Annotated in this window: 13 protein-coding genes and 1 other annotated feature; of the genes, 10 read left to right on the top strand and 3 right to left on the bottom strand. The window is 41.8% G+C overall.

The window, feature by feature from the left end:
• The first annotated feature begins 106 nt into the window (after positions 1–106).
• From AC6H04_RS06390 to AC6H04_RS06375, 4 genes are all read left to right on the top strand, one after another.
• On the top strand, positions 107–709 hold the full coding sequence (locus tag AC6H04_RS06390) for a hypothetical protein (protein WP_497570907.1): 603 nt from the start codon (positions 107–109) through the stop codon (positions 707–709).
• A 381-nt stretch (positions 710–1,090) separates the two neighbouring features.
• Positions 1,091–2,767 carry an alpha-glucosidase gene (locus AC6H04_RS06385; RefSeq protein WP_497570906.1) on the top strand — a complete coding sequence of 559 codons (1,677 nt, stop codon included), beginning with the start codon at positions 1,091–1,093 and terminating at the stop codon, positions 2,765–2,767.
• A 26-nt stretch (positions 2,768–2,793) separates the two neighbouring features.
• Positions 2,794–4,170, top strand: a complete 1,377-nt coding sequence (locus tag AC6H04_RS06380) for an SLC45 family MFS transporter (RefSeq protein WP_497570905.1) — start codon at positions 2,794–2,796, stop codon at positions 4,168–4,170.
• A gap of 68 nt (positions 4,171–4,238) precedes the next feature.
• Positions 4,239–5,252, top strand: a complete 1,014-nt coding sequence (locus AC6H04_RS06375) for a LacI family DNA-binding transcriptional regulator (RefSeq protein WP_497570904.1) — start codon at positions 4,239–4,241, stop codon at positions 5,250–5,252.
• Positions 5,253–5,345: 93 nt separating this feature from the next.
• Here AC6H04_RS06375 and AC6H04_RS06370 read toward each other — a convergent pair whose 3' ends face one another.
• Positions 5,346–6,167: a hypothetical protein gene (locus tag AC6H04_RS06370; RefSeq protein ID WP_497570903.1), complete on the bottom strand. Its 822-nt coding sequence runs from the start codon at positions 6,165–6,167 to the stop codon at positions 5,346–5,348.
• A 380-nt stretch (positions 6,168–6,547) separates the two neighbouring features.
• Here AC6H04_RS06370 and AC6H04_RS06365 point away from each other — a divergent pair, with 380 nt between their 5' ends.
• The 4 genes from AC6H04_RS06365 (at position 6,548) to AC6H04_RS06350 (ending at position 11,820) form a co-directional block, all read left to right on the top strand.
• The gene (locus AC6H04_RS06365; protein WP_098823406.1) at positions 6,548–7,933 is read left to right on the top strand and encodes a class II fumarate hydratase; all 1,386 of its coding nucleotides are present in this window, start codon (positions 6,548–6,550) and stop codon (positions 7,931–7,933) included.
• A gap of 38 nt (positions 7,934–7,971) precedes the next feature.
• Entirely contained in the window at positions 7,972–9,369 is a 1,398-nt protein-coding gene (locus AC6H04_RS06360; RefSeq protein ID WP_497570902.1) for a flavocytochrome c, read from the top strand.
• A 29-nt stretch (positions 9,370–9,398) separates the two neighbouring features.
• A complete protein-coding gene (locus AC6H04_RS06355; protein ID WP_497570901.1) occupies positions 9,399–10,817 on the top strand; it encodes an anion permease in 1,419 nt (472 codons plus the stop codon).
• Positions 10,818–10,923: 106 nt separating this feature from the next.
• Positions 10,924–11,820, top strand: coding sequence for a LysR family transcriptional regulator (locus AC6H04_RS06350; RefSeq protein ID WP_497570900.1), 897 nt, complete (start codon positions 10,924–10,926; stop codon positions 11,818–11,820).
• Positions 11,821–11,871: 51 nt separating this feature from the next.
• On the opposite strand, the gene AC6H04_RS06345 is transcribed toward AC6H04_RS06350, so the two are convergent.
• Entirely contained in the window at positions 11,872–12,255 is a 384-nt protein-coding gene (locus AC6H04_RS06345; RefSeq protein ID WP_497570899.1) for a hypothetical protein, read from the bottom strand.
• Positions 12,255–12,476, bottom strand: a complete 222-nt coding sequence (locus tag AC6H04_RS06340; RefSeq protein ID WP_497570898.1) for an AbrB/MazE/SpoVT family DNA-binding domain-containing protein — start codon at positions 12,474–12,476, stop codon at positions 12,255–12,257. Before AC6H04_RS06340 ends, AC6H04_RS06345 begins: the two co-directional genes overlap by 1 nt.
• A 174-nt stretch (positions 12,477–12,650) precedes the next feature.
• Between AC6H04_RS06340 and AC6H04_RS06335 the strand changes: the two genes are divergently transcribed.
• Positions 12,651–12,797, top strand: a complete 147-nt coding sequence (locus tag AC6H04_RS06335) for a hypothetical protein (RefSeq protein ID WP_497570897.1) — start codon at positions 12,651–12,653, stop codon at positions 12,795–12,797.
• A gap of 134 nt (positions 12,798–12,931) precedes the next feature.
• Positions 12,932–13,170: a binding site (T-box leader), on the top strand.
• Between the two features lie 161 nt (positions 13,171–13,331).
• The gene (brnQ, locus tag AC6H04_RS06330) at positions 13,332–14,738 is read left to right on the top strand and encodes a branched-chain amino acid transport system II carrier protein (RefSeq protein WP_497570896.1); all 1,407 of its coding nucleotides are present in this window, start codon (positions 13,332–13,334) and stop codon (positions 14,736–14,738) included.
• The last annotated feature ends 258 nt before the right edge of the window (positions 14,739–14,996 follow it).

Raw genomic sequence — 14,996 nt, 5'->3', positions numbered from 1 at the left:
TACCCCCTAGTCTTCTGCGGTATAAAAGGCTTATAATAGACAAGTAATACAGGAAACTGAAAAATGAGTTCCAAGCTTCAATATTATATTCAGGGGGGTAATCAAAATGGGGATCATTCTAGTATTTATATTTGGTATGATGACTGTCATGGGGGGATTATCATGGTGGTATGCAGCTCACTATAATGGTTTAGTAGGAACGACGCGTTTTTTGACGATTATTAGCGTGGCAGGCTTGTTATTTAGTTTTGGCTACGTTTATAAAAATGGTTGGGTAAAACCCAAACAGACGCAGGCAACTTCACAAAAGGTGAATGTTAATTCGAGTCAATATTTTGCCAAAAAGAGTTCAGAGGCTGCGTCGATTGCACAACAACATAAGAATGAACAGAACGTCTTGCAGCAATTGCAAAAATCATATAGTAAAAACGTTGGTGACGTCAGTTTTGATCAAGATAACAAAACGTATACGATAACGCCAACGAACACGAAGTACATTAAGGCAGTCAACACCATGTGGCAATATCCTAAAACAAACGCCAAAACGATCAAAACGATGTCTGATAACTATTTGAAGATGTCTCAATCGATCGACAAGTCCTTAAAGGGGAGTTATGCCCTGCAAGTGAAGAAGTCAAAGAGCGGACCAGTGATCCTTTCTGTTAAGGATGGTAAAGTGACTATCTTGAATGAAAGTCAGCAGAAATAACGTGTAGTATTTAAAAAATTAACGTCAAAAACACCTGAGAAATTCCGTTGAATTTCTCAGGTGTTTTTGACGTTATTAACGGTTTATTTATGGGACTTGTAACGACTTTTATGATTGGAGTTGAGAAAATTAAAAGTTGAATTATTAAAAATACGGCTTGACAGAAAGAATGGAAGGGCTTACATTTGACAGTGCAAACGTTTGTACAAACGTTTGCACTGTCAAATGTGTTTTTTAATTAATCATAGGAGCAGCATTAGTTGATCTAGTTTATTGCACTTATTTAAAAAATGTTGTTCTGATATAAACATCGCTTAACTGATACTTGGCCGATATCTTTAAGTGTTGTGTTGAAAATATTTTATAGAGGGATGTATTCATATGGAAAAATGGTGGAGTAACGCAGTTGTTTATCAAATTTATCCTGCAAGTTATCAGGATAGTAATAATGATGGTATTGGAGATCTCCCAGGTATTACGTCACGTCTGGCCTACATTAAGAAACTTGGGGCTGACATTGTTTGGCTAAGCCCAATCTATAAATCTCCACAAGTTGATAACGGTTATGATATTTCGGATTATCAAGCAATTAATCCCGATTTTGGGACTATGTCAGATTTTGATGCTTTACTAAAAAAGGCTCATGATCTCGGGCTAAAAATCATGATGGATATTGTTGTCAACCATACATCAGACCAGCATCAATGGTTTAAAGAAGCGCTAAAGGGTAAGGATAATCCGTATCGTGATTATTATATTTGGCGTGATGGGAAGAATGGAAGCGCTCCCAACAACTGGGGATCATTTTTCACTGGTCCTGCTTGGGAAAAAGATGATAAGTCTAATCAGTATTACTTGCACTTATTCGCTAAGGAACAACCAGATCTGAATTGGGAGAACCCTAAATTACGGAATTCTGTTTACGATATGATGAATTGGTGGGCATATAAAGGAGTTGATGGCTTCCGGATGGATGTTATTAACTATATTTCCAAGCCAGAAGGTCTGCCAGACGCCAAGAAGAGTGCGGATGAACTTTATGGTAATCCTGAACCATTAGTTGCTAATGGGCACCGTATTCATGAATTTTTGCAAGAAATGAACAAGAATGTGATGAGTAAACATGATGTTGTTACAGTTGGTGAAGCACCTTCCGTAACAACGGATGAAGCCCAAAAGTATGCAAATTTGAATAATCAAGAACTTAACATGGTATTCCAGTTCGAACACATGGGCTTAGATGGTAACGACAACCCTGCCTTAGGTCGGTGGGCAGACAGAAAAGCCAATCTTAAAGATTTACGTGCAAATTTAACGAAGTGGCAAGAAGCTTTAGCAGGAAAAGCTTGGAATTCTCTTTATTGGAATAATCACGACCAACCACGTGTAGTATCACGTTTTGGTGATGATAGTACAGAAGAATATCGTGTTTTGAGTGCCAAAATGTTAGCAACGATGCTGCACATGCAACAAGGTACGCCATTTGTCTTTGAGGGTGAAGAAATTGGTATGACAAACGCTTATTTTGATAACCTTGATGATTATGTCGATCTTGACTCAATTAATTCATATCACCAAATTGTTGATCAACAGAAGTTAGTTGATGGTAAAACGATGATGAGATACATTGCCAAGCATAGTCGGGACAACGCACGGACACCAATGCAATGGGATAGTAGTAAAAATGCTGGTTTCTCTGAACATAAGACTTGGGAAAAGATGAATCCACGGTACCATGATATTAATGTTAAACAGGCTTTAAACGATAAAGATTCTGTTTTCTATTACTATCAGAAATTAATCAAATTGCGTCATGAGTTACCAGTGATTACGGATGGAACTTATGAGTTAGTTAAGGATAACGATAAAGATGAGCAAGTCTATGCTTATACACGGCAAAACGCTGATACAACCCTGCTAGTAATTTTAAATTACACCAAAGAAAACTTAAAACGGCATTTTGATGTGCCATCAAACGCAAAATTATTGATTAGCAATTATTCAGAAGATCAAGGAGATAATATTCGCCCGTATGAAGCGAAGGTCTATCAATTTTAAAAGATTAGGTTAGGAGTGTGAAAAACATGGAAAAATCTTCAACGGCTACTTTAAAAAAAGGAAAGAAGCCGGAACCAGTACAAGTTGCTGATGATAATCTACCAACTTTACCAATAAAAGCTATTTTAGCGATGACTGTCGGCTGTTTTGGCGTCAATATGGCGTTTACATTGCAAGGCTCACAAATGAGTCGGATTACTCAGACAATTGGTGTGAATCCAAGTAGTTTAGGTTTCTTTTTCCTGTTACCACCATTGTTGGGTATGATTGTTCAACCGTTGTTAGGAAAGTATTCTGATAGCACATGGACTAAATTTGGACGCCGGATTCCCTACTTGTTAGTAGGTGCGCCGATTACTGCTATTGTAATGGTGATGCTACCATTTACCGGATCTTTCGGTTTTGGATATGGGTCGCTAACGGCATTGATATACGCCGCAGTCGCAATTGCATTAATGGATATGTTTAGTAATATTTGTTTGGCACCATTCAGAATGTTGGCTGGTGATATGGTTAATAACAAACAAAAGAATTCCGCTTGGTCATGGCAACAGATTTTTAGTTATGCCGGTGGCATTTTAGCCGCTTTATTACCATACTTGTTAGCCAAAATTGGTGTGGCTAATACAGCTAGCAAAGGTAAAGTTCCGGACACTGTTATTTGGGCATATTTAATTGGTGCTGGAATGTTACTCATTACTTGTGCATATACGATTTTTAACGTTCATGAATATGATCCAGAGACGTATGCTAAGTACCATCAAATTGCCGTTAAAGCTAAAAAGAGTACGGTTAGTTTATGGCAATTATTGAAACGTGCGCCTCGTTCGTTTTGGGAATTAGCTGTTGTTCAACTCTTTAGTTGGATTGGTATTATGTATACTTGGACTTATGCAACCGGAGCAATGGCTAAAAACATTTGGAACACGACTAATCCAGCCTCTTCTGGCTTTCAATCAGCAGGTAACTGGTATGGTGTTATGACAGCCTTTTACAGTGTTGCAGCATTGCTTTGGGGACTGTTTTATGCTAAAACAAAACCTAACCAACGTAAATTCTGGTATTCATTCGGATTGTTTGCGGATGCAATCAGTATCATCATCGTAGCGCTCACACACAATCAGTGGATCGCACTTGCTGCATTTGCTTTGTATGGTATTGGGAACTTTACGATTAACACTTTGCCATTTACTATGTTAACGTCTTCATTGGATGGTCAAAATGAAGGTTCTTATCTGGGATTATTCAACATCGCTGTCTGCATGCCACAAATTATTGGGTCATTACTTAGTTTCTGGCTCTTCCCTCTATTAGGGAACAGTCAACCAATGATGATGATCTTCGGCTTTGTAGCAATGATTATTGGTGGATTCTCAGTGGCTATTGTGCATGAAGGTAAGTAATTTATAGAGATCGTGTGTAATTCTAGATCGTTCAAACTATAAATTGTTAAGTCACATCATAAGGGGAGATGGTGCCAGTGATTACTATTAAGGATATTGCAAAAAAGGTCGGGGTTTCTCCGTCAACGGTTTCACGGGTGCTATCAAATAAATCAGATTTTTACACACCAGAAACAGTTAAAAAAGTGAAAGCAGCTGCCCAAGAATTGGGCTATAAAAAGAATCAATCAGCTGCTGAATTAGTTAAGCAACACAGTAACGTTATTGCGGCCGTTGTGAGTTCTGTCAAAACCAATTTTGCAGGTGAAGTCATCGATGGCATTCAAAAAGAAGCGGCTAAGTATGGGTACAAGTTAATCGTCGTTTACTCTCATAGTGCCGATTACGCTGAGCAAAGAAGTGCTTTGATGACGGTTATTGAGCGCCCAGTAATGGGAATTATGCTTTTGTCGATGGCACTTTCCGATGACAACTTAGCACTTGTAAAAGAATCCGGAATTCCATTTTGCTTTTTATCAATGGCATTTGATGACAATCGGCCTTTCATAAGCTCAGATGATAAGAAAATTGGGTATCAAGCAACTAAATTTTTAATTGATAGGGGCCATCGTCGTATTGGCTTGGCCGGAATTGATCGTTACCCATACACTGGCCGATTACGGTTATTGGGCTATAGACAGGCGCTTTCTGAAGTTGGTGTGACACCTCAAGATAGTTGGATTCAACCTGGTGATTATAGCTATGCCTCAGGGTTAAAGGTAATGCAACAGTACGGTGAACATACGGATTTGACAGGCGTTGTTGCAGCCAGTGACATGGTTGCAGTTGGCATCATGAATCAAGCTCGCTTGTTTGGTATGAAAGTTCCTGATGACTTATCAATTATGAGTATTGACGGCACTGAAATGTGTGAGATTGCTCAACCGCAATTAACCAGTGTTTCCCAGGATTTTTATCAAATGGGTATCGCAGGTGTTCAGCGTATCAGACAATTAGATTTAAAAGAGCAATCGGCTAAAAATAAACAAGAATTTTTACCCGTTAAGATTACTGAGCGAGGCAGTGTTAAACGTTTAGTATAGGGTGTTTATACAACTTGTTCGGTAATCAGACTAAAAAGGGCCCGGCAATCAGTTAAGCTAACTGGTGCCGGACTCTTTTTTTGGCAATTGCTTCTATTCTGCCGCAACCGGCTTAGAAACACCCGTCGTTTTTTGCTTATCATAAACGATGCGTGTCTGTTTTGTGGCCCGAGTTAGGATCAGATAGTGGTTATCGTTGATGGTAGATCGATAGCCGGCATAATAGCGCTCACTGATTTTTTGAGGCTGAATACGTTTATTAAAAGTGTAGTTAGATAGTGAAAGTTCACTGGCCATAATCACGTTAGCATCGCCGTACTGAACTGTTCTAACTGGATAGAGTTTCAGCCCGAACTGTTCACCGTGAGACTGCTGAACAGCCGTCAAAGGGTAGGCGACTGGGACTGCATACTTGCTCGGATTATCATGAATCGCCTCGTTGATCTTTAAGTATTGCTGCAATGCTTTAACTTGAGACGGTTCACTATGTGATTTTTGCAGCCGCTTGATGTCTGTTTTGATGCCAGCGATACTGCTAGCAACCTTATCTTGCTGCGTGGCAACACCTGCCTGAAAGGCTTGTTTATCCTGATTTTTTACCCAATTAAGCTGGTCTGACGTAGACATGTTAGATAGTTGCTTTAAGGTCACCTTATCCTTACCTGTTGGCAGCATATAGGTGGTTGCTTTACCCTTTCTAAGGACAAATAGGGCATTAACTGTGTCTTTAGCTGTGACGTGACTATGAGATTGGGAAACATGATACCAGATACGTGGTTGGTCAGTCTGGCCCGATTTGATCAATGCCAGTTTCTCGATAGGTTGAGTTTGTCTGTTTTGGTTACCGCAAGCTGTTAACCAGCCGCCAGCAACGATAATCAAAAGGCCGATCAGTAAGTGTTTAAAGCGAAACAAAAAGTTTACCTCCTAAGATAACGCACCAAAATGAATCTAATTAGAAATTAATTTTACTATAAAGGAGACGATAATCATACAAAACTGATTAAATTGTCTGCAAAATTAAGATTAGCCTGATTGAAATCGCTTTCAATGAATGGGTGTGAATTTGTAAACTAATACGAATAAAATTCATTTGAATTGTAAAAAAATGTAAAACTACTAAATTATCCTTTTAAACGCTGATATATCAACCTCATAACGAATCGTAATAACGTCGTGAATATTTGACTATAACAGACATCAGTTATTATCCTAAACATGTTAGTGAATAATATCACGAAATTTTAGCTGTTGTTACTTATATATCCGTCACAAAATCAATGGAGGTCAAAAACATGGCAGACTACAGAATTGAATCAGACACGATTGGCGAAGTTAAGATCCCTTCCACCGCACTCTGGGGTGCGCAAACTGAAAGAAGTCGTAACAACTTCCCAACTGGCGAAAAGATGCCACTTGAGATCATTAAGGCACTATTACAGATTAAAAAAGCCGCAGCCACTGCTAATAAAGAGTTAAAAAACATTGACGGTGCTAAAGCTGATTTGATTGTTGAAGCGATCGATACGTTGCTGGCACTTGATGACGAAGATTTACGTAAGGACTTTCCACTGGTCGTTTATCAAACTGGTTCAGGAACTCAAACCAACATGAACGTTAACGAAGTGGTAGCCCACCAAGCAGCTAAGCTTAATGCTGAGATTGAAATTTTACCCAATGATGATGTTAACAAGGGTCAAAGCTCAAACGATATCTTCCCAACAGCCATGAATATTACCGCTGCAAAGGCTGTTAGCAGCTTGGAAGAATCAACTCAGCATTTAATCGATGAATTAAAAGTTAAACAAGAAAAATACTGGAAGACGGTTAAAATTGGCCGGACTCACTTGCAGGATGCAACCCCATTAACCTTTGGCCAAGAAGTTTCTGGCTGGGTCAGTGCCCTAGAACATGATTTGGATTATCTGCAAACTTTAGGTAAGACCCTTAGTGAATTAGCAATGGGTGGTACTGCAGTTGGTACTGGTTTGAACGCTGCACCTGGGTTTGCCGGCATTATTGCTGACAAGATGGGTGAAGTATACGGCCTTCACTTCACTGCTGACACCAACAAATTCTATGGCTTGGCACATCACTCTGGCTTAAACGTTGTCCATGGGGCCATCAAGACGCTTGCTGCTGATCTGATGAAGATTGCTAACGATGTGCGTTTCTTGGCTTCAGGTCCACGTGCCGGTTATGGCGAATTGAATATTCCTGCTAACGAACCTGGTTCTTCAATTATGCCTGGGAAGGTTAACCCAACCCAAGCTGAAGCTATCACCATGGCAGCTGTACGTGTTATGGGTAACGATGTCGTCGTTGATTTGGCATCAAGTCAAGGTAACTTTGAAATGAACGTTTACAAACCAGTTCTGATTTCTGCATTCCTTGAATCAGCTGAATTACTGGCCGGTACCATGCGTGGTTTTGCTGATAAGATGATCCATGGTTTGACTGTCAACTCAGAACGGATGGAAGAATTAGTCGACCGCTCACTGATGACGGTTACGGCATTGTCACCACATATCGGTTACCACGAAAGTGCTACGATTGCACAAGAAGCCTTAAAGGAAGGCACCCTTTTGAAAGAAGCCGCTTTGAAGTCAGGCTTATTGACAGAAGAAGAGTATGATAAGTGGGTTGTGCCAATCAACATGACTAACATTGATCAAAAGTAAACTTAACAACACAATTGATTAGGAACAGGAGCATAAAAATGGCTGAAAAATTTCATTTTCAACCAACCTCACTCACGAAGTTGCGTAAGCATTACGACGTGATTGTGATTGGTTCAGGCGCAGCTGGAATGACGGCTGCCATTCAGGCACATGAGTTAGGACTAAAACCCGTTATCCTTGAAAAAATGGATAAATTAGGTGGTAACACCAACCGGGCTTCATCAGGGATGAATGCTGCTGAAACGAACGTCCAGTTAAAGCACCACGTGGTGGACAGTTTCCAAGAATTCTACGATGAAACCTTAAAGGGCGGCGGTGGCCAAAACAACACTGAGTTGCTGAAATACTTCAGTGAACACGCTGCGTTAGCAATCGACTGGCTAGCAGATCATGATATTCAATTAGATGAAATCACGATCACTGGTGGCATGAGCAAGATGCGGACTCACCGGCCTCATTCATTGGCCGCAATTGGTGGTTTCCTAGTGACTGAACTGTTGAGACAAGTTCAAAAGGCACATATTCCACTATTTGCCGGTCTTAAGGTGACCGAATTAACCACTGATGAAGCCGGTAAAGTCACCGGTGTGCGTGCCACAACTGGGAAGCAAAGCGGTCCGTTGACGGCAGATGCTGTTATTCTGGCTGCTGGTGGCTTTGGTGCTAACCAAGATATGCTGGCAAAGTACCGTCCTGATTTGAAGGGGATGCAGACGACTAACCAACCCGGCGCAACCGGTGATGGCATTAAACTTGCCCAAGCCTTGGGTGCAAAGTTAGTCGATATGGATCAAGTTCAAGTTCACCCAACGGTTCAACAAGACACGCCTCACGCTTACTTGATCGGTGAAGCCGTTCGTGGTGAAGGTGCCATCTTAGTGAACAAGCATGGTGACCGGTTCGTTAACGAACTGGATACCCGGAAGAACGTTACTGCTGCAATCGACGGTCTGAATGAAAACGGCGCCTATTTGATTTTTGACCAAGGCATTCGTGACCGTGCTAAAGCCGTTGAATTTTACGATTCAATCGGCTTGGTCCACACGGGTCAGTCATTGGATGATTTAGCAAGTCAGCTGGGCTTTGATGCGGATGCGTTAAAGCAGGCCGTTAGCGACTGGAATACTGCCGTTGCTGATCAAAATGATTCAGCGTTTGGTCGCACTACAGGGATGGATCGCGATATTACAACGGCGCCATTCTTTGCCATTCACATCGCACCAGCTGTTCATTACACCATGGGTGGCATTGCAATCAACCATAAGACTGAAGTACTTAATGAAGATGGGCAAGCTATCAAGGGCCTCTACGCTGCCGGCGAAATTGTTGGTGGCCTTCACGGCAATAACCGGATCGGCGGTAATTCAATCGCTGAAACTGTTATTTTTGGGCGTCAAGCCGGTGAACAGGTTTTCAACTACATTAACGAAAAATAACGTTTGATAGATATGGGAGAGCGTGGAAAATGACACTCAATAAAGTTAATTATAAAAAATTTATCTTGCCGATAGTTGTCGGTTTGATTATCTGGTTCTTGGCACCAATTAAGCCGGCTGCTGTTTCGCTTGTAGCTTGGCACATGTTAGCTATTTTTATCGCCACTATTCTTGCATGTATTACTCAACCCCTGCCTATCGCAGGGTCAGCACTTATTGGAATTACGTTATCTGTATTACTAGGCGTTGTGAAGATGGAAGATGCAGCCGCAGGTTTTGGTAATGATACCGTTTGGATGATTGGGATGGCTTACTTCCTGTCACGTGGTTTCATTAATACAGGTTTGGGACGTCGAATTGCCCTGATCTTCGTTCGCTTATTTGGTAAACGGACGCTTGGCTTATCCTATGCTTTGATTGGTGTAGATCTCGTCACCGCACCAGCAACACCAAGTAATACGGCTCGTGCAGGTGGGATCGTAATGCCAATCATCGAATCTCTGTCAGAGACTTTTGGCTCATCACCTAAAGATGGGACGCAAAGCAAGATTGGTTCATACCTGATGTTTACTGAATTCCACGGTGATATTATCACTTCCGGGATGTTCATGACTGCTATGGCACCTAACTTGGTTGCCGTTGCTTTAGCTAAGGGGATGCACGTCCAGATTTCGTGGATGGGCTGGTTTATTGCCGCACTGGTTCCTGGTGTGATCTGCTTACTGTTGATTCCATGGTTAATCTACAAGCTGTATCCACCTGAAATTAAGGAAACACCAAATGCCAAAGAATGGGCTGACAAAGAGTTAGCCGACATGGGTAAGATGTCATTACCCGAAAAGATTATGGCTGGCGTTTTCGTAATTGCTTTATTCCTCTGGATGATCTCTAGCTTTGTTGGTCTAGAAGCTTCGACAGTTGCCTTCTTAGCTGTTGTTTTACTGCTATTGACCGGTGTTTTAAGTATTAAGGATATTTTAAATGAAACGGGTGCATGGAACACCATCATCTGGTTCTCAATCCTGATTTTTATGGCCAACGAATTAAACGTTTTGGGCTTTATCCCTTGGTTATCAAAAGCTTTGGGTAACAGCCTTCACGGCATGAGTTGGGAAATCGTTCTTGTGGTATTGGTTCTGTTCTACTTCTACAGCCATTATCTCTTTGCTTCAGGAACAGCGCACGTTACCGCTATGTACGGTGCTTTATTGGCCGTTGCTATTTCTGCGGGTGCTCCAGCAACCTTTGCAGCGATGATTCTTGGTTTTACCGGCGCCATTTTCGGTTCAACCACGCAATATGCAAACGGTCCTGCTTCAGCATTGTTCGGTGCTGGTTACAACAAGCAAAGCGACTGGTGGCGTCTAAACTTCATTCTAGGTCTGGTCTACATCGTGATTTGGGGCGGTGTTGGTTCCATCTGGATGAAAGTGCTTGGTATGTGGTAAACATTTAAAGCGTAACTTAAAAAAGTTGTACCTACTAGTGAAGTAGGCACAACTTTTTAATTTGTGATAAGCTATGGTGAATGATTTAATCTGAGGAGATTTGCGGATGAACACCAAAGACCTAGCTTATTTTAAAGCCTTAGTTGAAAAGCGAAATTTTACTGCCGTTGCGAAGGCGTTTAACGTTTCACAGCCCACCGTCACGCAAGCGGTGAAGCGATTGGAACGGGAATTTGAAGATGAATTAGTCCACGTGGACCGGGCTCACAGTCGAACCGAAATCACGCGGTCCGGTTTATTATTGTACGAAAAGGCCACCACGATTACGGCCAGTCTAAATTTAGCCCATCAAGAAATTGACAACGCTAAGTTATCTCGCATCCGTTTTGGCCTGCCACCAATCATCGGCTCACTATACTTTCCGTCATTAGCTGGTCAGCTGCTGAAGGATGGTCTGCTGCAGCGTCTAGACGTTGTTGAAACCGGTTCTGGTGGTTTACTTAATTCGGTGAAAGATGGCGAAACTGATATTGCTTTGCTGGCTTCGGTACTGCCGCTGCATGATCCTTCGCTCAATGTCATTCACATTGGCAGCCGGCCATTCGTGGTCGTGGTCAGTCGGCACCATCGGCTGGCTAATCAGGGCAGTGTGTTTTTTAAAGAGTTGGCGAATGAAGAGTTTATTATGTTAAATCGCAAGTTCGTTCATCCGGCAGCATTTAGAGCATATTGTCAGTTTGCGGGGATTAATCCGCCAGTCATTTATAAGACGCCAGATATTTCCTGGATTACTAGTTTAGTTAAAGAAAATTTGGGGATTAGTTTGTTGGCTCGTGACGTTGTTAGTCCTAACGATGAAGCAGAGCTGGCTTGCTTAAAGGTCCTGGATCCGGTAGCTGAGCGATTCAACGTGTCGATTGTGACGCGTCAGGGCTATGTTCTTACACCTGATGAAGAACACTTTGTGAAAGATTTAAAACAGTTAAAAATTCCGCAGAGTTGATATTTTAATGAATCTAAAAAAGCGTTGTCCCGCATAAAATTGGGATAACGCTTATTTTTGCTTCAAATGATTGTTGAAAATAGTAAATAGCTCCGTTGCTTCAACTTCTTTGTTGTTGTCGCGGTTCACAAGATCGACAAATTCAGCATTAGTGAAGGTCAGTTCGTAATCGTTTAAATCTGCTAAAGTAGCCACCGCAATCGCAGCGGTTTGCAGATTCATATTGACGAATGGTTTACCGGAAATGATGGCATCTAGTAAAAACCCAGTTTTATTGGCGACCATCTCGTGTAAATTTTGATCATAAGCATTAGATTGTGGTACCGCAATGACTTTATCCAGTTGGTCAGCGTTTTTGATACCGGGTTGCTTGCCAGCTCTGATAGCTAAACGACTATTAATAGCAACTAATTCGTCTGCTGTTAAATAACGCATTACATGTCCCCCTGTAGTTGATTCAGTGTTCCTTCAAACTGATCGATGACCGTTTCCAAGCTTTGGAAAAAGTGAGCATCGAGCTGCACGTTGTTACGGAAAGAGACGTCGATGTCATCTCCCTTTTGAACTTCTAGTTTGCGGGCAATGTTTGCGGGAATTGTAATGGCTAATGAGTTACCAACCTGGATGATTTGACGCTGTGATTTGATTTCGTTCATGAGTTCAAATGGTTCCTTTCGTTATAACAAATTCATAATTTCTTAAGTAGTATAGCATATCTAGTCTATTTCGTCATGACAAATTGGTGGGTATGTCTCTAATATTCCAATTATGTATGATGGTCCATGGAATATATTTATGTGAAAAAGAATATTTGAAAATGATGTCATTTCATGAAAACGATAGTAACGGGATGTGATCCTGTAACTTCACTGATTTGTTTTCAAGAATATTGGCAACAGTATTACACGGATGATGAATCAGCTTTTGACCGGGTGGTGAACTTTGATGTCAGTAATCTGGCACCATTATCAAATTGAAGCTTATGAAGCCAAAGTACCACAGTTTTAGCGGGGGTGAAGCTGCAAAATTAAAGTGAAGTGGCAAAAAAATTAAAATCTGATGTTGACATCCTCATGTGAAGTGGTTAGTATGAGGGTTGTTAAATTAATTACAAAACGCTATGAGAAAGTTAAGTAACTGTTCAGCAACCTGTAAGCGAGCTTCGTTTGGTGAGAGGAAGCCAGAGTTGGACAGCGAACATCCCTTTTGAGCGACGTACCGAATTTAAGTAACGTACGTTGGGCACTCCCATTATCGAGTTAGCGTATCGTCCTTGTGGCCGTACGTGAAGAGGTTATTTTAGCGATAAAATAACAAAATAAGGTGGTACAGTGCAGAAGCACCCTTAGTTTACATGAATTGTGAACTGAGGGTGCTTTTTAGTTTACATAGCGTATCAAACATATAAAGGTGGTGGTTATCCATGGAAGATCAGATTAGTCATATTAGTCAGTACCAAATGAATTCTCGATTATTTAGCAATCATACACATATTACGGAGGTCTTCAATCATGGAACAGGTCAAAGATTTAAACCCAAAACCGTTATCGGTTAAACAATACTTAGTCGTCAGCTCAATGTTATTCGGACTTTTCTTCGGTGCCGGGAACTTGATTTTCCCAATTCATTTAGGCCAATTAGCTGGTGCTCACTGGGGCATGGCTACCGTTGGATTCCTAGTTACTGCGGTGTTGCTACCGATGCTGTCAGTGCTTGCCGTTGCCGTTACTCGGTCAAAGGGTGTTTATGACATTGGTCGTCCCCTTGGTCCAGCGTTCGCGTTGGTCTTCATGGTTATGATTCATGCCACTATTGGGCCGCTATTCGGGACACCTCGGACGGCTACGATTCCATTCTCAGTTGGGGTTCAGCCACTGCTTCCTGCCAGTTGGGCACACGTTGGTTTGTTAGTTTTCTCAGTGCTTTTCTTTGGTACCGCCTTTCTTGTTTCCTATAAGGAATCTAACGTTATGACCAGTGTTGGTAAGGTTTTAAACCCAGTATTTCTGTTGATGCTATTCGCAGTCTTTGCACTGGGCTTTGCTCACCCAATGGGCAACGTTAGCAAAATGGCCGCTACTACAGCCTATCAGCACGCTTCATTCTTCAACGGTTTCTTACAAGGATACAATACGATGGATGCTTTAGCCGGCTTAGCCTTCGGGGTTACCGTTGTGACAGCCGTTAACCAACTTGGTAAGACAACGCCATCGAGTAACGCTAAAGTCACTGCCCGTGCAGGGGTTTTCGCTACGAGTATGATCGGTGTGATCTACGTTGGTTTGATTTTCTTAGGTGCAACTACATTAGGGAAATACAAAGTTTCTGCAGACGGTGGGGTAGCCTTTAACCAGTTAGTCACTTATTATTTAGGTACTTTTGGTCACGCACTGCTGGCAACGCTTCTGACCGTCACTTGTTTAACCACTGCCATCGGTTTGGTTGCAGCTTTCGCACAAGATTTCCACAAACACTTCAGTCGCGTTAGCTACCGTCAATGGCTCGGATTCATGTGTGCGGCATCGTTCTTAACCGCTAACTTCGGTTTGGATACCATCATCGCATGGTCAACACCAATGTTGATGTTCCTGTACCCATTTGCCATGGTACTAATCTTGTTGTCCGTCTTTTCACCACTGTTCCATCGTGATGGTGTGGTTTACGGCTTCGTCGTTGCCTTCACCGCAGTACCAGCCTTCTTCGACATGGTGGATGCTTTCCCAGCAGTTGTGAGCCAAAGTGCATTTGGTAAAGCGGTCGCTGGTTTCCAGCAAAGCGTGTTGCCATTCGCAAATCTTGGTATGGACTGGGTCGTACCAGCCGTCGTTGGTTTGGCCTTGGGCTTAGGTGTTCACTTCTTACGTCCTGTACTTGCTGCACGTCGCAGTGTTGCTGCACAGCAGGTTCATAATCATTAATTAGAGTGTGAAAACAAGCGTTTAAAGAGCGGCGTATAAGGGCTCAAAACGGAAATTCTCTGAACTTTGGGGGATTTTTGTTTTGAGCCCTTATATGTAACTCTTTGCTTGTTTGAGCGCATTTGGGAAAGTTTTAGAGCACGATTAAGCTATATTGACGTGTCGAACTCGAGTGGGATTATAATCAATAAACGGATGCCATACTGTTTCGAGGTTGTGTATTATTATATAGAAGGAAAATGAAGTAGCTTCCGATGC

The organism is Secundilactobacillus sp. MJ173, assembly GCF_059704265.1.
The sequence above is the reverse complement of the archived record's forward strand: the minus strand, read 5'-3'. Positions and strand labels throughout refer to the sequence as shown.